Annotated in this window: 20 protein-coding genes; 11 read left to right on the forward strand and 9 right to left on the reverse strand. The window is 71.5% G+C overall.

Features of this window, described 5'->3' with window-relative positions; all coding sequences use genetic code 11:
• Positions 1-51: 51 nt before the first annotated feature.
• Positions 52-1,581, reverse strand: coding sequence for an NYN domain-containing protein (locus tag Dsi01nite_RS44965; protein ID WP_203852586.1), 1,530 nt, complete (start codon positions 1,579-1,581; stop codon positions 52-54).
• Between Dsi01nite_RS44965 and Dsi01nite_RS44970 the strand changes: the two genes are divergently transcribed.
• Together Dsi01nite_RS44970 and Dsi01nite_RS44975 are read left to right on the forward strand one after the other, a co-directional pair.
• Positions 1,580-2,527 carry a GAF domain-containing protein gene (locus Dsi01nite_RS44970; RefSeq protein WP_203852587.1) on the forward strand — a complete coding sequence of 316 codons (948 nt, stop codon included), beginning with the start codon at positions 1,580-1,582 and terminating at the stop codon, positions 2,525-2,527. The two genes, Dsi01nite_RS44965 and Dsi01nite_RS44970, sit on opposite strands and share 2 nt — an antisense overlap.
• Positions 2,528-2,563: 36 nt before the next feature.
• Positions 2,564-4,297 (forward strand): DEDD exonuclease domain-containing protein, encoded by a 1,734-nt coding sequence (locus Dsi01nite_RS44975; protein WP_203852588.1) that lies wholly within the window; start codon positions 2,564-2,566, stop codon positions 4,295-4,297.
• 547 nt (positions 4,298-4,844) lie between these two features.
• Here Dsi01nite_RS44975 and Dsi01nite_RS44980 read toward each other — a convergent pair.
• Both Dsi01nite_RS44980 and Dsi01nite_RS44985 read right to left on the reverse strand, forming a co-directional pair.
• Positions 4,845-5,099 (reverse strand): hypothetical protein, encoded by a 255-nt coding sequence (locus Dsi01nite_RS44980; protein ID WP_203852589.1) that lies wholly within the window; start codon positions 5,097-5,099, stop codon positions 4,845-4,847.
• 129 nt (positions 5,100-5,228) lie between these two features.
• Positions 5,229-5,540 (reverse strand): hypothetical protein, encoded by a 312-nt coding sequence (locus Dsi01nite_RS44985; protein WP_203852590.1) that lies wholly within the window; start codon positions 5,538-5,540, stop codon positions 5,229-5,231.
• A gap of 858 nt (positions 5,541-6,398) precedes the next feature.
• Between Dsi01nite_RS44985 and Dsi01nite_RS44990 the strand changes: the two genes are divergently transcribed.
• The 5 genes from Dsi01nite_RS44990 to Dsi01nite_RS45010 all read left to right on the forward strand — a co-directional run bounded on the left by Dsi01nite_RS44990 (position 6,399) and on the right by Dsi01nite_RS45010 (position 11,065).
• Positions 6,399-8,216: a RelA/SpoT family protein gene (locus Dsi01nite_RS44990; protein WP_373318936.1), complete on the forward strand. Its 1,818-nt coding sequence runs from the start codon at positions 6,399-6,401 to the stop codon at positions 8,214-8,216.
• 18 nt (positions 8,217-8,234) lie between these two features.
• Complete coding sequence (locus Dsi01nite_RS44995; protein WP_203852591.1) at positions 8,235-8,750, forward strand: NUDIX hydrolase; 516 nt, start codon at positions 8,235-8,237, stop codon at positions 8,748-8,750.
• Entirely contained in the window at positions 8,747-9,562 is an 816-nt protein-coding gene (locus Dsi01nite_RS45000) for a nucleotidyltransferase family protein (protein ID WP_239136669.1), read from the forward strand. Before Dsi01nite_RS44995 ends, Dsi01nite_RS45000 begins: the two co-directional genes overlap by 4 nt.
• A gap of 36 nt (positions 9,563-9,598) precedes the next feature.
• Complete coding sequence (locus tag Dsi01nite_RS45005; RefSeq protein WP_203852607.1) at positions 9,599-9,886, forward strand: Lrp/AsnC family transcriptional regulator; 288 nt, start codon at positions 9,599-9,601, stop codon at positions 9,884-9,886.
• 162 nt (positions 9,887-10,048) lie between these two features.
• On the forward strand, positions 10,049-11,065 hold the full coding sequence (locus tag Dsi01nite_RS45010; RefSeq protein WP_203852592.1) for an aspartate-semialdehyde dehydrogenase: 1,017 nt from the start codon (positions 10,049-10,051) through the stop codon (positions 11,063-11,065).
• Between the two features lie 35 nt (positions 11,066-11,100).
• Here Dsi01nite_RS45010 and Dsi01nite_RS45015 read toward each other — a convergent pair whose 3' ends face one another.
• The gene (locus Dsi01nite_RS45015; RefSeq protein WP_203852593.1) at positions 11,101-13,014 is read right to left on the reverse strand and encodes a S9 family peptidase; all 1,914 of its coding nucleotides are present in this window, start codon (positions 13,012-13,014) and stop codon (positions 11,101-11,103) included.
• A gap of 92 nt (positions 13,015-13,106) precedes the next feature.
• Here Dsi01nite_RS45015 and Dsi01nite_RS45020 point away from each other — a divergent pair, with 92 nt between their 5' ends.
• On the forward strand, positions 13,107-13,961 hold the full coding sequence (locus Dsi01nite_RS45020) for an alpha/beta hydrolase family protein (protein WP_203852594.1): 855 nt from the start codon (positions 13,107-13,109) through the stop codon (positions 13,959-13,961).
• An 89-nt stretch (positions 13,962-14,050) separates the two neighbouring features.
• On the opposite strand, the gene Dsi01nite_RS45025 is transcribed toward Dsi01nite_RS45020, so the two are convergent.
• The 5 genes from Dsi01nite_RS45025 to ctaE form a co-directional block, all read right to left on the reverse strand.
• Positions 14,051-14,761, reverse strand: a complete 711-nt coding sequence (locus Dsi01nite_RS45025; protein ID WP_203852595.1) for an MBL fold metallo-hydrolase — start codon at positions 14,759-14,761, stop codon at positions 14,051-14,053.
• 820 nt (positions 14,762-15,581) lie between these two features.
• A complete protein-coding gene (qcrB, locus tag Dsi01nite_RS45030; protein ID WP_203852596.1) occupies positions 15,582-17,213 on the reverse strand; it encodes a cytochrome bc1 complex cytochrome b subunit in 1,632 nt (543 codons plus the stop codon).
• Entirely contained in the window at positions 17,210-18,304 is a 1,095-nt protein-coding gene (gene qcrA, locus Dsi01nite_RS45035; RefSeq protein WP_203852597.1) for a cytochrome bc1 complex Rieske iron-sulfur subunit, read from the reverse strand. The genes qcrB and qcrA overlap by 4 nt, the downstream gene beginning before the upstream one ends.
• Entirely contained in the window at positions 18,301-19,167 is an 867-nt protein-coding gene (qcrC, locus tag Dsi01nite_RS45040) for a cytochrome bc1 complex diheme cytochrome c subunit (RefSeq protein WP_203852598.1), read from the reverse strand. The genes qcrA and qcrC overlap by 4 nt, the downstream gene beginning before the upstream one ends.
• 81 nt (positions 19,168-19,248) lie before the next feature.
• Positions 19,249-19,848: an aa3-type cytochrome oxidase subunit III gene (gene ctaE, locus Dsi01nite_RS45045; RefSeq protein ID WP_203852599.1), complete on the reverse strand. Its 600-nt coding sequence runs from the start codon at positions 19,846-19,848 to the stop codon at positions 19,249-19,251.
• Between the two features lie 129 nt (positions 19,849-19,977).
• Between ctaE and Dsi01nite_RS45050 the strand changes: the two genes are divergently transcribed.
• Genes Dsi01nite_RS45050 through trpD form a run of 3 tightly spaced genes read left to right on the forward strand, consistent with a single transcriptional unit; the run spans position 19,978 to position 22,340 of the window.
• Entirely contained in the window at positions 19,978-20,904 is a 927-nt protein-coding gene (locus Dsi01nite_RS45050; protein WP_373318937.1) for a cytochrome c oxidase assembly protein, read from the forward strand.
• A complete protein-coding gene (locus Dsi01nite_RS45055) occupies positions 20,901-21,293 on the forward strand; it encodes a hypothetical protein (RefSeq protein ID WP_203852601.1) in 393 nt (130 codons plus the stop codon). Before Dsi01nite_RS45050 ends, Dsi01nite_RS45055 begins: the two co-directional genes overlap by 4 nt.
• 3 nt (positions 21,294-21,296) lie before the next feature.
• Complete coding sequence (gene trpD, locus Dsi01nite_RS45060; RefSeq protein ID WP_203852602.1) at positions 21,297-22,340, forward strand: anthranilate phosphoribosyltransferase; 1,044 nt, start codon at positions 21,297-21,299, stop codon at positions 22,338-22,340.
• Positions 22,341-22,718: the final 378 nt, after the last annotated feature.

Here is a 22,718-nt window from a genome sequence, read left to right on the forward strand (position 1 = left end):
TCCGTAGCTCCACGGTAAGCGGGGGGTACGACAAAAATGAGGATCCGCAGGTCAGGACCGGGACAGGCGGCGTAGCAGGGTGTCGTTGCCCAGCGGGTACGCACCGTGGCGCCGCACGCCGTCGATGACCTCCTTGTCGGAGGAGATCACCACGATCGGCCGACCGGCCGGCTCCGCCCTGACCAGGCGCCGGATCAGCTCGTCGGCGGTCTCGCCCTTCTTCGAGAACAGCACCCGCACGCCGCGGGGTGCCGGTGGGAGGCCGACGACCCGCTCGGCGCCGTCGAACACGACGGTGACCTCGGCCCTGGTCTGCGCGACCAGGCCGCCGACCCCGGCGACCAGGCGGTTGCGCTGCTGCTCGAGGGAGAGCTCGCCGTAGCCCTTCTTGGTGACGTTGTAGCCGTCGACGATCATGTGCGCCTTCGGCAGGCTCAGCAGCTGGTCGAGCCGGGCCGGGTCGTCGGCGTCCAGGGCCCGGGCCGCACCGGCGCCGTTGGCGTTCTCGGGCCGGTCGGCGTCGTGGTCGGCGACGAAGTCCGCCGGCAGCCGGTCGGTCGGGTCGAGGGCCAGCTCACGGCGCAGCCCGACGGCGGCCTGGCCGATCGTCTCCAGCAGCAGCCACAGCCGGGCGTCGTCGACCGCCCGGGCGTCCTTGGCGCTCTGCCGCTGGGCCCCGGCCGCGGTCTCCGCCTCGGCGAGCTTGGCCCGCATGCGGCGCAGCTCGGCGTCGTGGTCGGCGGTGGCCCGGGTGGCCCGGCCCTTCTCGCTGGCGAGCATGTCGGTCGCCTTGCGCTCCTTGGCCTGGCTCTCCCGCAGCGCCTTGCCCAGCGAGCGGACCTCCTCGCGGAGGCCGGACGTCTCGTCGCGGAGCCGGGCCAGCTCGTCGCGGAGCTTGTCGGCCTCCACCCGGGCGACGGCGCGGTCGTGCTCGGCCCGGGCGAGGCGCTGCTCGACGTCGCGGATGCGCTCGGACGTGGCGGCGCCCTGCGCCTCGGCGCGGACCGTGTCGGTGGCGCGTTCGACCAGGTCACGCCATCCGTCGGGGCGGGCGAGATACGCCAGCGCGGCGACCTCGACGGGGTCGGCGGCCGGTGGTGCCACCCCTTCCAGGATGGATGCGCCCAGGTCACCGGCTTCGTTGACGACCCTGGTGGCGAGGCGCTGGCGCAGCAGCGGGTCACCGGACAGCTGCATCGCGATGACCTGGCCACCGAGGCGGGCGCGCCGGTTCGGCGCGAACTTCGCGACCCGCCGCAGCGGCATGGGCAGCTCGTCGAGGGGCAGGCCGGTCATGGCACCGGCGGCGAGGGAGATCACCCGCTGGCGGATGGTCTCGGGCAGCACCGGCTCGATACCGCCGTCGGAGTCGGGCAGGTCCACCTCCTCCGGCACAGACGTCACCACGGCCTCGTCGTCGAGGTCATCGGGAACGTCGTGCGCGGGCATCACTCCAGTGTCGCATTGTCGACCAGATTCGCCCCGGATGGTCTCCGGCACCGCCGGCTTCCCTCGAAAGGCTAAAAGCTGACATATCCTTATTTCACCCGATTGGGGTACGCCACCGAGGAGGCCCGACATGCAGCCGCCGGTACCCGAGAACGAAACCGAACGGATCTCGACGCTACGGGCGCTGGCGGTCCTCGACACTCCCCCGGAGACCGACTTCGACGACATCGTCAGGATCGCCTCCGAGGTGTGCGGTGCGCCGATCTCCCTGGTCACGCTCGTGGACACGGAGCGGCAATGGTTCAAGGCCAAGATCGGCCTGACCGGTCCCACCGAGACACCCCGTGAGGTCGCGTTCTGCGCCCACGCGATCATGGGACGGGACCTGATGGTCGTGCCGGACGCCACCGAGGACGCGAGGTTCGCCGACAACCCTTTCGTGCGGGCCGAGGACGGCATCCGGTTCTACGCCGGCGCCCCCCTGCTGACCAGCGAGGGCGCCGCGCTGGGCACCCTGTGCGTGGTCGACCACGCGCCGCACCGCCTCAACCTCGACCAGATGCGGGGGCTGCGGGCCCTGGCCAAGCAGGTCACCGAGCTGCTCGAGCTACGGCGCCTCGTCGTCACCTCGGTCCTCGAAGGGCACCCGGAAGCCAGGTCGGTTGATCTCACGTACCTGACCGAGGCCCGCATCCGGGAACTGCGGCCCATCGCGGACGCCAGGAACATCGCCATCACCCTTGGTGTGACCGATGCTGCGTCGGTACAGGCGGATCCTGGCAGACTCTCCAGAGCGCTGGACTACGTCGTCTTCTCCGCCCTCAAAGTGGCACCGGCGGGCGGGAGGGTCGCGGTGCGCGTGCTGGGCGCGCCGGTGCCGACGGTGGAGATCAGCCACGCCGGCGGGTCGATCGCCCCCGAATGGCAGGCCGACCTCGACGGCACGCGGGAGGCCGACGAGCTGGTCCCGCGGGCCGTGGCGGACATCCTGCGGGCCCACGCCGCGACCGTGGTGCGCACGAACGCCACGATCGGCTCGCCGGACGTCCGGTTCGAACTGCGTTTCCCGGCGCACTGAGGAATTTTTGTCACACCCTGGTCGTAGTGTGCGCGCGTGGCCGACTACCACCAGGAAACGCTCGATGCCCTGTTCGACGACCCACGTGCGGCGACGCTGTTCGCGTCGACGTTCGTGGTGGTCGACCTGGAGACGACCGGCGGCGCGCCGGACGGCGGCGGCATCACCGAGATCGGCGCGGTCAAGGTCCGCGGCGGCGAGATCCTGGGCGAGTTCGGCACGCTGGTCAACCCCGAGGAGCGGCTGCCGGCGTTCATCACGGTGCTGACCGGCATCACCGAGTCGATGCTGGTCGAGGCACCGACGATCGACACGGTGCTGCCGGCGTTCCTGGAGTTCGCCGCGGGCGCCGTGCTCGTGGCGCACAACGCGCCCTATGACACCGGCTTCCTCAAGGCCGCCTGCGCCAAGCACGGCTACGCGTGGCCGAAGCCGATCGTGCTGGACACCGCCGCGATCGCCCGGCGCGCCCTGGTCGCCGACGAGGTGCCCAACAACAAGCTGTCGACCCTCGCCCGGCACTTCCGCGCGAGCACCCAGCCGATCCACCGCGCCCTCGACGACGCCCGGGCCACCGTCGACGTCCTGCACGGCCTCATCGCCCGGCTGGGCAGCCACAAGGTGCACACCATCGGCGAGACGATCGAGTTCGTCAAGGCGGTCAGTCCGTCCCAGCGGCGCAAACGGCACCTCGCCGAAGGTCTGCCGGACGCCCCGGGGGTCTATGTGTTCCGCGGGCACAAGGACCGCCCGCTCTACATCGGGACCAGCTCGTCCATCGCGACCCGGGTCCGCAGCTACTTCACCGCCGCCGAGAAGCGGGCCCGCATCGACGAGATGATCAACGCGGCGGACCGGGTCGAGGCGATCCTCTGCGCCCACTCCCTGGAGGCCGAGGTCCGGGAGCTGCGGCTGATCGCGGCGCACAAACCGCCGTACAACCGCCGCTCCAAGTTTCCGGAGCGGGTCATGTGGCTCAAGCTCACCGGCGAGGCCTATCCCCGGCTGTCGGTCGTGCGTGAGGTGCAGCCCGACGGCGCGGCATATCTCGGCCCGTTCGGCTCCCGCCGCGGCGCCGAGCTCGCCGCCGCCGGCATCTATGACGCGCTGCCGATCCGGCAGTGCACCCACAAGCTGTCCCTGCGCACGAAGACCCCCGCGTGCGCGCTCGCCGAGCTCGGCCGCTGCCCGGCGCCGTGCGAGCACCGCATCTCCCCCGACGACTACGAGACGGCCGCCGCCGAGCCGTTCCGCACCGCGACGACCGGCGATCCCGGCCCCGTCGTGCGCGGCCTCATGGCCCGCATCGAGACCCTGTCCACCGCGGAGCGCTTCGAGGACGCGGCCACGATCCGCACCCGGTTGATCGCCTTCCTGCGCACGGCGATCCGCATGCAGCGGCTCGTCTCGCTGACCAGCCTGCCCGAGCTGATCGCCGCTCGACCGGCCGCGAAGGGCGGCTGGGAGCTGGCGGTGGTGCGACACGGCCGACTCGCCGCAGCCGGTGTTTCACCCCCCAGGGTGCATCCACAGCCGACGTTGGATGTGGTTCTCGCCACAGCTGAGACCGTCCTGCCGGGGCACGGGCCGACGCCCCGCGCGTCGCCCGAGGAGACCGAGCGGATCCTCGCCTGGCTCGAGCGACCGGAGACACGGCTGGTCAAGGCCGACATGGGATGGTCATCTCCGGCCACGGGCGCCGGCCGGTGGCGCCCATTTCTCACCCGTGCGGAGGCCGCCGCGTCGGTCAGAATCGACCTGGAAGGGTAAGCACATCGGACGATCGCACATACTCAAATGACCGATCGGATGCCACGAGGGAAACTAGGCTGGAACCTACCCAAACCCAGGCCCCCCCGGCCCGTCGGTGAGGAGGTGCCGCATGGAGCCCGGTCTGCATCAGTCCGGCGCGCCCCTGGATGCTGGCCCCTCCACGGCCACCGGCGCCAACTCCGGGTCCACGTCCGCGCACAGCGAGTTCATGTTGGACCCACTGACGCCCGGGGGCAAGCCCAACGAGCCGGCGGGTTTCGTCCACACGCTGCCGACGGGCTTCACGATCGGTGGCGCTTCGCCTCCACCCCCCGTGCCCGGCGCCACGGACGCCCACCAGCTGCGCGACGCGGTGGGCGAGGTCCTGCTCGGGCCGAGGGGGCTGCCGACCGCGGCCATCAACGTGCCGGAGGCCCCGACCCGGCGTCGCCGCCCCGCACACCCGGCCGAGCGGCACCATTCGGATCGCAACACCAGGGACGACACCAGAGACGGGAACCAGCAGGACAGGCAGCGGGCCGACCGTCCGTACGTGGACCGGACCTCAGCCGACCAGTCCGACCCCGGCCGCCCCACCTCCGACGCCCACCAGCCTGACGTTCACGGGCCCGGCGCTCACGGGCCCGGCACGCACGAGCCCAGCCGCCATGAGTCCAACGGACACGAGCCCGGCAGTCACCAGCCCGGCGATCTGCAGCCCGACGGCCACGGGTCCGGCACCCACGACACGAACCCGCAGGACCATGGCCCGCAGGACCGCAGTGCGCAGGACCGCGACCCGCACGACCACGGCCCGCACGACGACGGTGCGTGGGACGGAAATGCCCGGCGCCGCGAGCCGCAGGACGTAGCACCGCAGGAGCCGAGCGCGCAGGGCCGAGGGTCCCAGGACGGCAGCGGCGGCGACCGGGGAGAGCAGGGCGGATCGTCACAGGGCCCGAACGCGCAAGACCGGAGCTCCCGGGACAGCGGCGCACAGGACCAGGCAGCGCGGGACCACGTAGCGCAGGACCAGGTAGCGCACGGCGGCGGTGGCGGAGATCGAGGTCGCGGCGGCGCGGGTGGCGGCGGGGAGCTCCGCTCGCAACCGGGCCGGGCGGAAGCGCAGACAGCGGAGCGCCACCCGGCAGCGCAGGCCGTGCGGGACGACCAGACGAACGACGCAACGCCCGGGCAGCGCATGCCGCAGGAGGACGAGAGCCGGCAGGGAGTGACGGCCCGGCAGTTCGCGCGGGATCACGCTCCGGACGACACGGCCGCGAAAACCGAAGGCGCCACGACCAAAACCGGCACCGCCACAGCCGCCACAGCCGGCACCGCCACAGCCGGCACCGCTACAGCCGAAACCGCCGCAGCCGATTCCGCCACAACCGGGACCGCCGGCACTGCCACAACCGGGACCGGCGGAACCGAGGCAGTCACAGCCGAAACCGCCGCAGCCGAAACCGCCGTAGCCGGAACCACCGCAGCCGAGACGACCACAGCCGGTGCCGGGGCTGCCACGACCAGGGCCGCCGGGCACGGAACGGCTGAGCGCCGAGAGCCACGCGACCAGCAGGAGACGCCCGGGCAGTGGGCGGTTCAGGGACAACGGGCGGCGCAGGGCCAACGGGCTCCGCAGGACCACGGCGACACGCGCAGGGACTGGCCGGCCAACGAACGGCCCGCGGGGTCCCGGCCGCCTGTGGCCCGGCCCGGTCCAGGTGGCCAGCGAACCGGCACTGAACGACAGGGCGGCGAACGCCCCCGCAACGAACGATCCGTCGTCGAGCGTCCCGCCACCGACCGGCCGACCGCAGACCGGCCGACCGCAGACCGGCCCACGCCAACGGCGGACGGCCCCCCACAGACCAGGCCCGCAACAGACCGCCCGGCCACCGACAGGCCAGCCACGGACAAGAGCGCCACGGACAGGCCCGCTGCGGACAAGGCCGCAGCCGCGGACAGGCCCGCCGCGGACAAGGCCGCAGCCGCGGACGACACCGGTGCGGCGCGGGCGGGCAAGGATCGGGACGTGAAGCGGGCGGTGCCCGTCGACGACCGGTTCGCGGCGCCCCGGGCGAGGCTCACCGCGCCGCCGACCGAGGACTCGCCGGCGGTGCCGCCGCCGCCGACGTACTCGGCGCTCGTGGGTGGGGCGGTGCCCGGGGACCCGACGTCGACGTACTCGGCGATCATCGGGTCGCGGCTGCGGGCGATGCTGCCGTGGCAGACGGCCGAGGACCCCATGGTCAACGTGCTGCGGTCGCACAAGACGATCCACCCGACGGGGGACGTGGCGTTGCTGCGGCGGGCGTACTCGACCGCTGAGCAGATGCATCGCGGGCAGATGCGCAAGAGCGGGGAGGCGTTCATCTCGCACCCGCTCGAAGTGACGGAGATCCTCGCCGACCTGGGGATGGACACGACGACGCTGGTGGCGTCGCTGCTGCACGACACGGTCGAGGACACGGACTACACGCTCGGCGCGCTCGAACGGGACTTCGGCGGCGAGGTGGCGCTGCTCGTCGACGGTGTGACGAAGTTCGACAAGATGTTCTACGGCGCCGACGCCGAGGCCGAGACGATCCGCAAGATGATCGTCGCCGCCGGGCGGGACGTGCGGGTGCTCGTCATCAAGCTGGCGGACCGGCTGCACAACATGCGGACCCTCGACGCGCGGTCGATCAAGTCGCAGGTGCGGATCGCGACGGCGACGCGGGAGGTGCTGATCCCGCTGTGCGAGCGGCTCGGCATCCAGGCGTTGAAGCGGGAGCTCGAGGACTGGGTGCTGCGGGCGGTCAGCCCGGGCGGGTACGCGCTGATCGACGAGTACGTCAGGCAGCGCACCGGCTGGGACGGCTACCTGGAGCGGATCATCTCCGCGGTGAACACGGACCTGCGGAAGTTCAGCATCGACGCGCAGGTGTCACCGCGGCCGCGGCACCTGTACTCGATCTGGAAGGACACGGTCGACGGCAACTACGAGGACCCGCACGACATGCCGCGGGTCGTCATCATCGTCGACGGGCCGGAGACGGACTGCTACGCGGCGCTGGGCGCGGTGCACGGCAAGTGGCGGCCGGTGCCCGGGCGGTTCAAGGACTTCATCGCCACGCCGAAGGGCAACAACTACAAGTCGCTGCACACCACGGTGCTCGGGCCGGAGGGACGCTCCCTGGAGGTGCTGATCCGCACCGAGGAGATGCACCAGGCCGCGGAGTACGGCATCGTCGCCAACTTCCGGTACCCGCACACGGCGGCGCGGTTCGGCCCGGCGAGCAAGGCGGAGCAGCTGAACTGGCTGCGGCGCCTGCTGGACTGGGAGGCGGCGGCGTCGGACCCGTCGCAGTTCATCGCGTCGCTGCGCTGCGACCTCGCCGAGGACCAGATCCTGGTGCTCGCCGAGGGCGGTGGACGGCCGGTGCTGCTGCCGCAGGACGCGACGCCGGTCGACCTCGCCTACATCCTCGGCGCGGACGTCGGCAACCGATGTATCGGTGCGAAGGTCAACGGGCGGCTGATCGCGGTGTCGTCGCCGCTCGCCGACGGCGACGCGGTCGAGATCATCACGCGGACGGGGCAGCGCGACGAGTTCGACTTCGACGCGGACGCGCCCGCGCGGGGGCCGTCGCCGGAGTGGCTGGAGTTCGTGAAGACGCCGCACGCCAGGCTGCACATCAGCCGGTGGTTCGAGGCGCACGAGGCGCCCGCGATCACGGTCGCCAACAAGGTGCGCCTGGGCCGGCTCGCGATCGGGCTGGCGCTGCGCCGACAGGGCCGCGGCCTGGCCAGCGACCTGCCCCTGGTCCGCCTCGCGACCAGGCTCGGATATCCGGACCTGGAGACGCTGCTCGTCGCCGTCGCCGACCACAGCCGCACCGCGGACGAGGTGGTCGAGGAGTTGATCGCCCTGGTCGACCACTCCCCCAGGTAGGGCACTAGCCTTTCGCAGATGACGGTGAAACAACAGCTGCGGATGGCGGCGTACCGGACGTTCTACCGTCTCCCGGCCCGTTGGAAGCGCCGGATCGTGCGGACGTTCCAGCCGACGTACACGGTCGGCGCGGTCATCCTGGTCCGCGACCCCGAGGCGACGCGCATCCTCCTGCTGCGCCAGCCGCCCGGCGCCGGGTGGAACCTGCCGGCCGGCCTCATGGACCGCGGCGAGCGCCCGGTGCAGACCGCGGCCCGCGAGCTCGCCGAGGAGACCGGCATCAAGGTGCCCCTCGACAGGTTCCGGCCGGCCAACCCGAACGCCGTCGTGCACACCCGCGGCCAGTGGATCGACATGGTGTTCGAGACCGAGGTCGAGCCGTCCGACACGTTCGAGATCGACGGCGCCGAGGTCATCGAGGCCGCCTGGCACCGCCTGGACGGGCTGCCGCCGCTGACGGTGTCGACGTCGCAGCTGCTCGCCCACTACGGGATCGGGCCGTACAAGGACTACCCGGAGGTACTCACCAAGTGAAGCTCTGCGCGGTGATCCTGGCGGCCGGGGAAGGGCGCCGGCTGCGGCCCCTGACCGAGCACCTGCCGAAGGCGCTGTGCCCGGTGGGCAACGTCGCGCTGCTGGACCGGGCCATGGCCAGGGTCGCCGCGCTGGGCATCACCGGCCCGGATGACCTGGCCGTCAACGCCTGCTACCTCGGCGAGCAGGTCGTCGCGCACGTCGGGAGTCGCGCACACCTCTCCGTCGAGCCGGGCGATCCGTTCGGTACGGCCGGCGGCCTCGCGCTCCTCAAGGACTGGATCGGGGGCCGGGGCGTCCTGGTCGGCAACGCCGACGCGTACCTCGCGCCGGCGGATGCGACAGACATAGCCGAGCTGCTGACCGGCTGGGACGGCACCACGGTGCGGATGCTCGGCGTCCCCGGCCCGCCGAAGGAGTTCGGCACGCACCGGTTCGCCGGCTTCTCCCTGCTGCCCTGGGACCTGGTGGAGCGCCTGGAGGCGGTCCCGTCGGACCTGGTGCGCACCACCTGGCGGCCGGCGGAGCGGGAGGGACGCCTGGAGGTCGTCGAATACCGGGGCACCTATCTGGACACCGGCACACCGCGCGACTACCTGAAGGCCAACCTGCACGCCGTGCACCACCGGAATCTGATCGCGCAGGACGCCTCGGTGACCGGTCCGGTGCGGGAGGCGGTCATCGGCAGCGGTGCCGTCGTCGCGGGTCGGGTCACCCGTGGCGTGGTGTGGCCGGGCGCGGAGGTGCGGGCGGGCGAGACGCTGCGCGACGCGATCCGGGTCGGGCGGGAGCTCACCGTCGCGGCGGATTAGCATGACGGTGTCCACATGCTGGAAGGAGCACCGCAGGTGATCACCGCGATCGTCCTCATCGACTGCGCGACCGACTCGATCCCCGAGGTGGCCGAGAACATCGCCAACCTCCCCGGGGTCAGTGAGGTCTACTCCGTCGCCGGCAACGTCGACCTGATCGCGATGGTGCGGGTCCGGCAGTTCGAGGAGATCGCCGAGGTCATCGCGGGCGGCATCTCGAAGGTGCCGGGCGTCGTCGACACCGACACGCACATCGCGTTCCGCGCCTACTCGCAGCACGACCTGGAAGAGGCGTTCTCGATCGGCCTGCCCGACACTGACTGATCACGGCTTGCGAATTTCCGGCTAATTTCGGCCGCCCCGCCGAAAGCCGTGCGCCGCAGCTGTCGGCAAGCCGTAAGAAACCAGCAAAAGCGCTGGTTACGGCGCCTGCAGTGGGCGAAATCGCAGCGAGTCGGCCGCAATGACCCGGTAATCTCGACGCCCATGAGGATCGGCATCGTCGGAGCCACGGGTCAGGTGGGCAGCGTCATGCGCCACATCCTGGCCGAGCGTCAGTTTCCGGTAGACCAGTTGCGCCTGTTCGCGTCCGCCCGTTCCGCCGGGCGGCCCATCGACTGGCAGGACACGCAGATCACGGTGGAGGACGCGGCGACCGCCGACTACTCCGGCCTGGACATCGTGCTGTTCTCCGCCGGCAAGGGCACGTCGAAGGAGCTGGCGCCGAAGGTGGCCGCCGCCGGTGCCGTCGTCGTCGACAACTCCTCCGCCTGGCGGATGGACCCGGAGGTGCCGCTCGTCGTCGCGGAGGTCAACCCGCACGCGATCGCGGACCGGCCGAAGGGCATCATCGCCAACCCCAACTGCACCACGATGGCCGCGATGCCGGTGCTGCGCCCGCTGCACGACGAGGCCGGCCTGGTCGCCCTGGTCGCCGCCACCTACCAGGCGGTGTCCGGCGCCGGGCTCAACGGCGTCGCCGAGCTCGACGAGCAGGTCCGCAAGGTCGCCGACGGCGCGGCCGCGCTCGCGTTCGACGGTTCGTCCGTCGAGTTCCCCGCGCCGAAGCAGTTCAGCCGGCCGATCGCGTTCAACGTGCTGCCCCTCGCCGGTTCGATCGTCGATGACGGCTCGTTCGAGACCGACGAGGAGCAGAAGCTCCGCAACGAGAGCCGCAAGATCCTCGAGCTCCCGGGCCTGAAGGTGTCCGGCACGTGCGTGCGGGTGCCCGTGTTCACCGGCCACTCGCTGCAGCTCAACGCCCGGTTCGAGCGGCCGATCTCGGTGGCCCTGGCCCTGGAGCTGCTCCAGGCCGCGCCGGGTGTCGTGGTGACCGACGTGCCGACGCCGCTGCAGGCGGCCGGCGCCGACCCGAGCTTCGTCGGCCGGATCCGCGCCGACGAGACCGTGGACAACGGCCTCGCCCTGTTCGTGTCCAACGACAACCTGCGCAAGGGCGCCGCCCTCAACGCGGTCCAGATCGCCGAGCTGCTGGTCAAGTAGGTGGTTGGGGAGGGGACGAACCCCTCCCCAACACCTCAGACGTGCCGGCCGAACCACTCCAGGATCGCGTCGAAGCGGGCGACCCGGTGCGACGGGCGCCCGGAGCGGGACAGCTCGTGCCCCTCCCCCGGGAACAGCAGCAGCTCCACCGGGGTGCCGCGCCGTTTCAGCGCCACGAACAGCCGCTGGGCCTGCTCGACCGGGCAGCGCCAGTCCTGCTCCGAGTGGATGATCAGCATCGGGATGTCGATCTTGCCGGCGTACGTGAGCGGGCTCTGCTGCTCGAACGATCCGCCGTCGGCGCCGTACAGGGAGTCCGCGAACACCCAGCCGATGTCCGAGCTGCCCTGGAAGCTGTCGATCGCGTTGACGGCCCGCTCGGAGATCGCCGCCTTGAAGCGGTCGCCGTGCCGGCCGGCGAGCCACGTGGTCATGAACCCGCCGTGCGAGCCGCCGAGGACCCCGACCCGGTCGGCGTCGAGGTCGTCCTCCGCCAGGGCGGCGTCCAGCAGGGCGAGAAGGTCGGTGGCGGTGACCTCGCCGACGTTGCCACGCACCGCCCGGCCGTGCGCCTCGCCGTAGCCGGACGAGCCCCGGGGGTTGCCGTACACGACCGCGTAGCCGGCGCCGGCGTACACCTGCGCCTCGTCGAAGAGCCGCCAGCCGTACTGCGCGAACGGCCCCCCGTGGATCATCAGCAGCACCGGGTGCGGGCCGTCGCCGGCGGGCTTGACCACCCAGCCGTGCACCGGATAGCCGTCGGGCGCGGTGGCGTTGATCTCGACCTGCTCCAGGGCCGTGACACCGGCCGAGAAGTCCGACAGCTTCAGGTCACCGGCGTAGACCTCGCCCCAGTCCGCCAGGCCCGCGATCGTCGCGACCACCGTGTCGCCCGCGACGCCGAACCCGGCGACCTGCCGCTCGCCGTCCAGCAGCACCTCCGGCGTACCCCCGTCGAACGGCACCCGCAGCAGCTGGACGGCGCCGCGGTGCTCGTTGGTGAACAGGACCCCACGGTCCGTGGCGGCGATGTCACCGCCGGGCGCGGCGAGGGTGTACGCCTCCGGGTCGAGCAGCTGCGTCGCCGTCCCGCCCTCGACGGGCACCGACCACAGGGACTCGTTGCGGACCACCGGGTCGACCCGGCCCTCGCCGGCGAGGCTGGCGGTGAACAGGACGGAGCGGCCGTCCGGCGCCCACCGGCACAGGCCCACGCTGAGCGTGGTGTCCGTCAGCGCCCGGATCTCGCCGCCGTCGGCCGGCATGACGCACACGTCGGCGGCCAGGTCGTCACCCCACGTGTCGTGCTGTTCGGAGACGAACGCCAGGGACCGCCCGTCGGGGCTCCAGACCGGGTCGCCGTGGCTGCGCTCGCCGTCGGTGACCTGCGTCAGCGAGCCGTCGAGGTCGGCCACGAACAGGTGCGCCGGGCGGTCCAGCAGGAACCCGAGGCCGTCGACGCGGTAGAAGTACCTGGTGATCCGCCGGGGCGCCTCCCCGTCGGCGCCGATCTTCTCGCCGTCCTCAGTCTTGCCGGTGCCGTAGCGCCCCTCGGCCGGCACCCGCGCGGAGAACGCGAGGCGGGCGCTGTCCGGTGACCAGGCCGGTGTGCCGGCGCCCAGCGGCAGGTCCGTCAGCCGCCGCGGCTCACCGCCGGCCAGGGGCAGGACGCACAGCTGCGGCGCGCCGTCGTGCTCGGCCTTGGCGCCGCCCGCGCGGCTCCCCGCCGCCTTCGTCGCGCGCAGGAACGCGAGCCACCGTCCGTCCGGCGAGATCCGCGGGGCGCTGTCGTGCCATCCGTGGGTGAGCTGGGTGGGCGCGGCGCTCCCGTCGGTGCGAAGGAGCCAGAGCTGGGAGGTGTACGAGTCCGCCGCGAACTCGAGGCGGCTCACCGCCACGACGGCGGTCCTGCCGTCGGGGCTGACCGTAGGCGCACCGGGTAGGCGCATTTGGGACAGATCGTTTGGCTTCACGCACCGCACAGTAGCCTGGGTCACACTTCTTACTCGTGGGTAACCTCCTACCTCTACCCTACGAATCCATGGAGTTCCTGGACCAGTCCTCGGGCCAGTTCTTGGACCGGGGTACCGATCGCCTGGCGCTGCACGCGTATCCGGTCGACGACGCCGCGACCCTCGCCGTCCTGTGGCCCGCGATGGGCGTCCCGGCCCGCTACTACCGGCATTTCGCTGCCGCGCTGAACGCCACCGGCATCGAGGTCGTGGTCGCCGACCTGCGCGGCACCGGCGCCTCCACCCCGCGCCCGTCCCGCGCCTCCCGGTACGGCCTCGCCGAGCTCACCGCCGACGTCGAGGCCGTCCTCGACACCCTCAAGCCCCGCCGGGCCGGCCGCCGCACCCTGCTCGTCGGGCACTCCCTCGGTGGCCAGGCGTGCGCCCTGCACCTCGCCACCCGGCACGCCGCCGGCCTGGACCCGGGCGTCGACGGTCTCGCGCTGCTCGCGGTCGGCCTGCCGTACTGGCGCTGCTACCCGGGCCTCCGGGCCCCCTCCACGCTCGCGTTCACGTCCTCCCTGGCCGCCGTGTCCGCGCTCCTCGGCGTCTGGCCCGGGTGGGGCTTCGGCGGCCGCCAGTCCCGCGGCGTGATCGGCGACTGGGCGCACACCGCCCGCACCGGCCGCTACCCGACCCTGGCCGGCGTCGACATCGAGGCCGCGCTGCCGGGCGTGCGGCTGCCGGTGCTGGCCGTCGACATGGAGACCGACCAGTACACGCCCGCGCCGACGGTCGACTTCCTCACGGCGAAGCTGTCGGCCGCGTCCGTCACCCGCGCGCACTACTCCGCCGCGGACGCCGGCTCCCCGATCGACCACTTCACCTGGGCCCGCCACGGCACGCTCCTGGCAAGCCGGGTCGCCGACTGGTTCTCGCCGTAGCGTTTTTTCGGTGGGGTACCGCGACGCCCCTCGCCGTGGTGCCGTGGCGCCGCTCGCCGTGATGGCGTGATGCCGTGATGCCGTGGCGCTCATCGTGGTGCGGCGGCCTCGGCGAGTCTGGTCGCGGTGTGCTCGGTGAGCGGTTCACCGTGGCCGAAGCAGGCGATCCTCGGCCGGAGGCCGGCCTGGCGCTGGAACGACACCGCCGCCCGTGCCGGGTCGGTGTTGAACACGCCGAGCATGACCGTGCCGTCCGGCGCGCGGGCGATCGTGTCGCCGGTGAACAGCACCCCGTGCTCCGGCAGGTGGAACGCAACACTGCCCGGGGTGTGACCCGGCACGGCGACGGCGACGGCCTGGACCCCGCCGCCGAGGTCGATGAGGTCGCCGTCGCGCAGCTCCCGGTCGACCCGGGCCGGAGCCGGCCGGTCGTCGGGCATGGTCGCGTGGACCTGGTCGTACAGCTGCCGCTCCCAGCCTTCCAACACCGGCGGCGGGTTCTCCGCCTCACCCCGGACGACCTGGGCGTCGTCGCGGTGCGCGGCCACGCTGACGTCGCCCCAGGCGGCGACGTCCGCGGCCGATCCGACGTGGTCGACGTGCGCGTGGGTGAGCAGGACCTGCCGCAGGTCGCCTCGCCGGTGGCCGAGGGCTTCGACGGCCTTCGCGATCCGGGGCGCGGACCCCGGCAGGCCGGTGTCGACGAGGGTCAGCCCGTCGGGGCCGCACCACAGGTACGCGTGGCCGACCGGGGATCCGAGCAGGTACAGCGTGCGGGGCAGCAGTTCGACCAGGTTCATCCCCGGACCGTAGGCACCCCGGGCGGCCGGCGCCCAGCCCGCTTCACCGACGGCGGATCCGCCCACGGCGAACCCCCGCACGCACCACACCTTGCCCCGCGCGGCACACCACCGGCGCGCACCCACACGACCGGTGGCCAACGTCGCGGACCGGCCACACAGGCGACCGCCACACAAGCGACCGCGGGACGACTGTGATCAACCGTCGCGTGACCGGGAAGCGGATCCGACGGGGGCAGCGACGCGTGTGTGCGGCCACGACCCGACTGCCGGGTCCAGGCCGCACAGCACCAGCGATCTTGCGACTACCTGGTTGATCGGTGGCTCGTGGGTGCCAGTTATCAACCAGGTAGTCGAGGTTTCCCAAGTGGGCGGGCAAGGCCCGGATCCGATCTGGGCGCACCGGGCCGCCCGGACCGCCGAATCGATCTTGCGCAGCATGATCGAAGGGCGACACCGGCCGTCCACGCAGCCGGGGGCACTCCTTCGACCATGACGAAGATTCACTTCGGCTGCGGACGAAAGCGCGCGAAGGACTACTTTTCGGGCATCGGTTCCGATCCGCGAGGGGCGCGTCGGCGACCGCAGGTCGCGTCGTGGCCGGCCGCGGCCGCGGGCTTGTCACGACCACAGGTCGTGGCTGCGGGCTTGTCACGACCGCAGGTCGTGTCGCCGCGACTGTCCGCGGAGGTGGCAGGGAGGCCGTTCACGGCCGACCGGTGGCTGACGGGAGCGGCGGGCCGTGCCCACGACGGACCGGAGCCGGCAAACGGCGACGCCCCCGGCTTCAGGAGAAGCAGGGGGCGTCGCGCGGGTCGGATCAGTGGCCGCTGGTGATCTCTTCGCGGTCACGGTCGTCGTCGAGCTGGCGCGGCTTCGGGGCCGGGCCCGCCTTCTCGATCGGGTAGAAGAAGCCCTTCACCGTCGGGGCCAGGGCACCGAGGCGGTTCATCTTCTTCGGCACGACCCAGCCGCCGTACTCGAGGCCGTGGTGGGCCTCCTCGTCCGACGGGCCATGGCCGTTGCCGGAGGGCAGCGGCTGGTGGATCTCGACGAACTTGCCGTCGGGGAGGCGGCGGATGATGCCGGTCTCCACGCCGTGGGCGAGGACCTCGCGGTCGTGCTGCTGGAGGCCGAGCGCGACGCGGAACGCCACGTAGTAGGCCAGCGGCGGCACGATGAGGATGCCGATGCGGCCGGCCCAGGTCATCGCGTTGAGGCTGATGTGGAACTTGTCCGCGACGACGTCGTTGCCGCCGGAGATCAGCAGGACCACGTAGAACGCGATGGCCATGGCGCCGAGGGCGGTGCGCAGCGGGTTGTCGCGGGGACGTTGCAGGAGGTTGTGGACCTCTTTGTCCTTGGAGAACCGCGCCTCGATGAACGGATAGAAGATCGGCAACATCGTCAGGATGCCTGGTAGCACCACCGTCGGCCAGAAGATCGGCGGGATGGTGTACCCGTCACCGTAGAAGAAGTCGAAGCGGATCTCCCAGGCCGGGAAGAGCCGGGTCGAGCCGTCGAGGAACATGACGTACCAGTCGGGCTGGCTCGCCGCGGACACGACCGCGGCCTTGTACGGGCCGAACAGCCAGATCGGGTTGATCTGGAACAGACCCGCCAGGGCGGCGATCATGGCGAACACGATCATGAAGAAGCCGCCGGCCTTGGCCGCGAAGCCGGGGAACATGCGCACGCCGACCACGTTGTTGTTGGTCCGGCCGGGGCCGGGCCACTGGGTGTGCTTCTGCTTCACCAGCAGGCCCATGTGGACGCTGATGAGGCCGAGCAGCGCACCGGGGACGAGCAGCACGTGGACGATGTACAGCCGGTCGAGGATCACCTCGCCGGGGAACTCGCCGCCGAACAGCGACGTGGTCACCCACGTGCCCACGATCGGGATGGACAGCATGATCGCGCTGGCGATGCGAAGGCCCGTGCCGGACAGCGCGTCGTCGGGGAGCGAGTAGCCGCCGAAGCCCTCGAGGAAGCCCATCCAGAACAGCAGGACGCCGACGATCCAGTTGGCCTCGCGGGGCTTGCGGAACGCGCCGGTGAAGAAGACCCGGAACATGTGCACCACGATCGCGGCCATGAACAGCAGCGCGGCCCAGTGGTGCATCTGGCGCATGAACAGGCCGCCGCGCACGTCGAACGAGATGTGCAGCGCGGTGTTGTACGCCTGCGACATCTCCACGCCGCGCAGGGGCGCGTAGCTGCCGTCATAGACGACCTCGCGCAACGACGGGTCGAAGAACAGGGCCAGGAAGATGCCGCTGAGCAGCAGGACGATGAACGAGTAGAGCGCGATCTCACCCAGCAGGAACGACCAGTGGTCGGGGAAGACCTTGTTCATCAACCGCCGCAGCGGGGTGGCCGCCTGGAACCGCTCGTCGAGGGCCCTGGCGGAGTTGGCCGGGAGGGCCCGGACGTCGATCTTGCGCCGTTTCATGGCCGCTCCCAGAAGGCCGGTCCGACCGGAATCTTGTAGTCCTGCGTTGCGATGAAGTAACCCTCATCGTCCACCGTAATCGGCAGCTGGGGCAAGGCGCGGCTGGCCGGACCGAAGATGGGCCGCGCGTTGTCCGTGATCTGGAACTGTGACTGGTGGCAGGGGCACAGCAGGCGGTTGGTCTGCTGCTCGTAGAGGCTTGCCGGGCAGCCGGCGTGCGTGCAGATCTTCGAGTAGGCCACGAAGTTCTGCCACTGCGAACCGTGGTTGAGCTCCTTGGCCTGCTTCTTCGTCAGCTCGGCGTCCTGCTCGCGGAGGTGGATGAGCAGCGTCGGCGAGTCGGCCCACTTGTTGGTGGCGCCGTGCGGGATGCCCGGGAAGACGGTGATCTGGCCGCCGACGCTGACGTCCGCGGGGCGGATCGGGGTGCCGTCCTCGTGCGTGAGGCGCACCGGCTTGCCGTCGTTGTGCTTGGGGTCCCAGCCGGTGGTGAAGAAGACGTTCTCGCCGTCCTGCGTCGGCGCCTTGATCAGCGAGCCGACGAGCAGGGCACCGGCGACCGCGCCGAGCGGCGCGGCACCGGCGAGGAACGCCAGGCCGACGAAGCGGCGGCGCTTGAGGCCGAGCTCGTCGCCCATGTTCAGGATCGTCGCCGCGGTCAGCACCTGCTCGGTGCTGTCCGACGGACCGTCGTGCCGCTCCTGGATCGACACCTCTTCGGGCAGGAGCTTCTTGCTCCACACCACGATGCCCAGGCCCAGGGACAGCAGGCACAGCCCGAGCGTCGCGCCGAGGACCGGCGTGTAGTACGGGAAGAGCGCGCGGTAGGTCGAGTCGCCCTCGCCGTACTTCCACGGCCAGGCGATGTAGGCGACCACGAACGCGGTGCCCATCAGGCCCGTGAGCAGGAACAGGAACGACAGGACGCGCTCGATGCGGCGCTCCGCGCGGGTGCCCGGGACCGGGAACCGCGGCGCGTAGTGCACGATCTGCACGCCGTCGCGGCGGGCGCCCTCCTTGACCAGGTCGAACCTGGTCAGCGACGCGTCGCTGGCGTCGAACTCGTCGTCGGACGGGTGGTGGGTGGTCATGACTTCCCTGCAATCCACAGCGTGGCGAACACGAGCGCCGCGATACCGACGAGGAAGATGACGAGGCCCTCGGGCACCGGACCGTACCGGCCGAGTGCCCAGCCGCCCGGGTCGGCCGCCTCGTTCTTGTTGAGGTCCTGGATGTAGGCGATGATCGCTGCCTTGTCGTCCGGGCTCAGCTGGTTGTTGCCGAACACCGGCATGTTCTGCGGACCGGTCAGCATCGCCGCGTAGATGTCACGGTTGGTCGAGTGCTGCAGCGACGGGGCGAACTTGCCCGAGGACAGCGCGCCGCCACCGGTGGAGAACGCGTGGCACGAGGAGCAGTTGACCCGGTACAGCTCACCGCCGTGCGCCAGGATCTTGTCGCTGCCGCGGGCCTGCTTGACCTGCTCGTCGAGGCTCTCCGCGCTCGGCAGCTGCGGGCCGCCGCCCAGCTCCTGGATGTAGGCGCCGAGCTCGGCGGCCTGGCTCTCGTCGAACTGCGGTGTCTTGCGCTCGGCCTGCGCCTCCTGGCGGGCCAGTGGCATGCGACCCGTGTTGACCTGGAACTCCACGGCGGCGGAGCCGACGCCGATGAGGCTCGGACCCCGGTTCTCCACGCCCTGGGCGTTGCGGCCGTGGCAGGTGATGCAGCTGACCTCGTAGATCGCCTTGCCGTTCGCCGCCGCGTCGGACAGCTTCACGGTCTCCTCGGCGCGGCCGACGCCCGGTGCGTACGCCGTGTAGAGGCCGCCGGCGAGCGTGAGCGCCGCGACCAGGCGCACGGCCGCCGACAACCGCCGTCGCAGCTTGCCCCGCGCCGCGCGCGCGCCACCCGGCACCAGCCGGGCAAGCGGCCGCTTGCTCTGCTCAGAAGTCATGGCCTCACCTTTGTCGTCATCACCTAAGTCGTCTCAAGAAGTGGGTGGTCCCCGGGAGCGTGTGACGCGCGGCCCGAACTCCTACTGGAGGAAGTAGATCATTGCGAACAGTGCGATCCACACCACGTCGACGAAGTGCCAGTAGTACGACACGACGATCGCCGCGGTCGCCTGGGCGGGGGTGAACCGGCCCATGGTGGTGCGGATCAGATAGATGATGAAGGCGATGAGTCCACCCGTGACGTGCAGGCCGTGGAAGCCGGTCGTCAGGTAGAACATCGAGCCGTAGCCGTCACCGTTGATCTTCACACCCTCGCCGACCAGGGTCACGTACTCGTTGGCCTGGCCCAGCACGAAGATCAGGCCCATCACGAAGGTCAGCGCGAACCACCGGCGCAGGCCGTGCACGTCACCGCGCTCGGCGCGGAACACGCCGATCTGGCAGGTGATGGACGACAGCACCAGGACCGTGGTGAAGGTCAACGCGTACCAGACGTTGAGGACCTCGGTGTGCTTCTCCCACAGCTCGGGAGCCGCCGCACGGATCGAGAAATACATCGCGAACAGCGCCGCGAAGAACATCAGTTCGCTGGAGAGCCACACGATCGTCCCGACACTGACCATGTTGGGCCTGGTCAGTGAGTGGATCTGGCTCTTGGCAATCGCTGGGGCCGCAGTCACGCCGTCATTATTGCCCCCCGATCATCACCGGCTTTTCACGGGGTCCACCAGAGTGGGGCGTTTCGTGCGTCGGCATAGTCTGGGGACGTGTTCCGAGCTGCTGAACCAGGGCCTCCGTCCGCCGCGGGCATCCTCGGTTCGTTCCACGTGTCCTGGCTGACCCTCGCGCTGATCGTCGCCGCCGGCCTCTACCTCGCGGGCGTGCTGAGCCTGCGCCGGCGCGGCGACCGCTGGCCCGTCGCCCGGGTCGTGCTCTTCCTCGGGCCGGGCCTGGGCTCGATCGCCGCGGTCACCATGACCGGCGTCGAGGAGTACGACACGACGCTGCTCAGCGTCCACATGATCCAGCACATGATGCTGTCGATGATCGCGCCGATCTTCCTCGCCCTCGGCGCGCCGGTGACCCTCGCGCTGCGCACCCTGCCGCCCCGGGGCCGCCGCGTGCTGCTCGCCGTGGTGCACTCGCGGGTCGCCCGCGTCGTGGCGTTCCCCCTGGTCGCGTTCGGCCTGTTCGTCGTCACGCCGTTCGCCCTGTACTTCACCGGCCTGTACGAGCTGACCATGCGGCACGAGTGGGTGCACGAGCTGACCCACGCGCACTTCATCGCCGTCGGCTGCCTGTTCTTCTGGCCGCTCATCGGCCTGGACCCGTTGCCGGGGCGCTGGCCGTATCCGGCCCGGGCCCTGCTCATGTTCCTGTCCACGCCGTTCCACACGGTCCTCGGGCTGACCATCATGCAGAGCAAGGAGCTGCTGGGCGGCGACTGGTACCCGTCACTCGGGCTGACCTGGGCCGACCCGGCGCACGACCAGGTCGTGGCCGGCGGCATCCTGTGGGCCGGCGGCGAGATCGTCTCGGTGACGATGCTCGCCGTGCTGGTCGTGCAGTGGATGCGCCAGTCCGACCGGGAGGCCAAGCGGGTCGACCGCCGGCTGGACCGCGAGGAGCGGCAGCGGCTCGAGGAGCAGGAGTGGTCCGCCCGCACCGGCATCGCCATCACCGATGACGGTACGATCCCCGAGGCACCCGCCACACGAGGAGCAGCGCGCACATGACACAGCACACGGTCCTGCTGTACAGCGACGATCCCGAGGTCCGCGACCGCATGCGGCTGGCCATCGGCAGCCGTCCCGCGGCCGACCTGTCGGTGAAGTTCGTCGACGCCTCCACCTACGCCGAGGTCGTCGGCCTCGTCGACGACACCGACGTCGACCTGCTGGTCCTCGACGGCGAGGCGACCCCCGGCGGCGGTCTCGGCATCGCCCGCCAGCTCAAGGACGAGATCACCAACCCGCCGCCGGTCGTCCTGGCGATCGCCCGGGCCGCCGACCGCTGGCTGGCGTCCTACGCGCGGGTCGAGGGCACGATCATGTATCCCCTGGACCCGGTCACCACCGGCAAGACGGTGTCCGACCTCCTGCGCTCGCTCCCCGTCCAGGGCTGAGGCATGGGCGAGCGGACCTGGCCCCAGCTGCTCAACGCCCTGCTCCGGGGCGAGGATCTGTCCCTCGACGAAGCCGGCTGGGCGATGGGCGAGGTGATGGCCGGCTCGGCCACCCCGAGCCAGATCGCCGCGTTCGTCGTCGCGCTGCGCGCCAAGGGTGAGACGATCACCGAGGTCGCCGGCGTCGCGGAGATGATGCTCTCCATCGCGCCGAAGGTGCCGCTCAGCGCCGCCCAGCGCGACGCCGCCGTCGACATCGTCGGCACCGGCGGCGACCGCGCCAACACCGTCAACATCTCCACCATGGCCGCGATCGTGACCGCCGCCGCGGGCGTGCCCGTGGTCAAGCACGGCAACCGCGCCGCCTCCTCCTCGACCGGCGCCGCCGACCTGCTCGAGGCGCTCGGGGTCACCATCGACCTCGGCCCCGACGAGGTCGCCCGCTGCGTCGAGGAGGTCGGCATCGGCTTCTGCTTCGCCGCCCGCTTCCACCCCGGCATGCGCCACGCCGGCCCCACCCGCCGCGAGATGGGCATCCCCACCGTCTTCAACTTCCTCGGCCCGCTCACCAACCCGGCGCAGCCCACCGCCGCCACCATCGGCTGCTTCGACACGCGCATGGCGTCGGTGATGGCCTCGGTGCTGGCCGGTCGCGGCTTCTCGGTGCTCCTGGTGCGCGGCGAGGACGGCCTGGACGAGTTCACCACCGGCGCCCCGACCAGGGTGTGGGTGGTCACCGGCGGCACGGTCACCGAAACCGTCCTCGACGCGGTCGACCTGGGCCTACCCCGCTCCGCCCCGGGCGACCTGCGCGGCGGCGACCCGGCCCACAACGTGGCCGTGGCGCACCGCATGTTCGCCGGCGAACCCGGCCCGGTCCGCGACGCGGTCCTGCTCAACGCGGCCGCCGCCATCGCCGCCCGCGCCGGCCTGTCCACCACCGACCTGCCGTCCCAGCTCCAGGCCGGCCTCACCCGCGCCGCCGCCGCCGTCGACTCGGGCGCCGCCACCGACCTCGTAACCCGCTGGTCCGCCTTCAAGCCGTAACCCCCTCCCCTCCGCGGGCGGCGGTGCGCCGGAAAGTTCCGGCCGGCGTGGCGCGGTTGGATCAAGGTCCGCCGAGGCCGAGGCCGAGGCCGAGGCGGCACGCGAGTACCTGGTCGATCACCGACCTCAGCAGACCACTCATCAACCAGGTAGTCAAAGGCTCGCCGGTGCCCACTTTGATGATCGACGGGGTTTGCGGTGGACGGGCCCGCCCCCGTCGTCTCGCGCGCATGGCGGGCGAGGAAGACGACAGACCTTGAGAGCCTGGAACCCGAACCCCCGGTCTTCATAGGCCACGCGCACGCGTCCGTTTCGACCGCGCCCTCGGGGCGCAGGTCGTGCGAGCAACGCGAGCATTGGGGGTGTGGGGTGAGAATC

The organism is Dactylosporangium siamense, from assembly GCF_016862795.1.
In the GTDB taxonomy this organism is placed as follows: domain Bacteria; phylum Actinomycetota; class Actinomycetes; order Mycobacteriales; family Micromonosporaceae; genus Dactylosporangium; species Dactylosporangium siamense.

Bases quoted from the DNA above. Each gene is read 5' to 3' on its own strand.
- Dsi01nite_RS44970 (WP_203852587.1), top strand. From the start codon at position 1,580: ATGCAGCCGCCGGTACCCGAGAACGAAACCGAACGGATCTCGACGCTA.
- Dsi01nite_RS44965 (WP_203852586.1), bottom strand. From the start codon at position 1,581: ATGTCGGGCCTCCTCGGTGGCGTACCCCAATCGGGTGAAATAAGGATA.
- Dsi01nite_RS44995 (WP_203852591.1), top strand. From the start codon at position 8,235: ATGACGGTGAAACAACAGCTGCGGATGGCGGCGTACCGGACGTTCTAC.
- Dsi01nite_RS45010 (WP_203852592.1), top strand. From the start codon at position 10,049: ATGAGGATCGGCATCGTCGGAGCCACGGGTCAGGTGGGCAGCGTCATG.
- Dsi01nite_RS45015 (WP_203852593.1), bottom strand. From the start codon at position 13,014: ATGCGCCTACCCGGTGCGCCTACGGTCAGCCCCGACGGCAGGACCGCC.
- Dsi01nite_RS45020 (WP_203852594.1), top strand. From the start codon at position 13,107: ATGGAGTTCCTGGACCAGTCCTCGGGCCAGTTCTTGGACCGGGGTACC.
- Dsi01nite_RS45025 (WP_203852595.1), bottom strand. From the start codon at position 14,761: ATGAACCTGGTCGAACTGCTGCCCCGCACGCTGTACCTGCTCGGATCC.
- qcrB (WP_203852596.1), bottom strand. From the start codon at position 17,213: ATGAAACGGCGCAAGATCGACGTCCGGGCCCTCCCGGCCAACTCCGCC.
- qcrA (WP_203852597.1), bottom strand. From the start codon at position 18,304: ATGACCACCCACCACCCGTCCGACGACGAGTTCGACGCCAGCGACGCG.
- qcrC (WP_203852598.1), bottom strand. From the start codon at position 19,167: ATGACTTCTGAGCAGAGCAAGCGGCCGCTTGCCCGGCTGGTGCCGGGT.
- Dsi01nite_RS45055 (WP_203852601.1), top strand. From the start codon at position 20,901: ATGACACAGCACACGGTCCTGCTGTACAGCGACGATCCCGAGGTCCGC.
- trpD (WP_203852602.1), top strand. From the start codon at position 21,297: ATGGGCGAGCGGACCTGGCCCCAGCTGCTCAACGCCCTGCTCCGGGGC.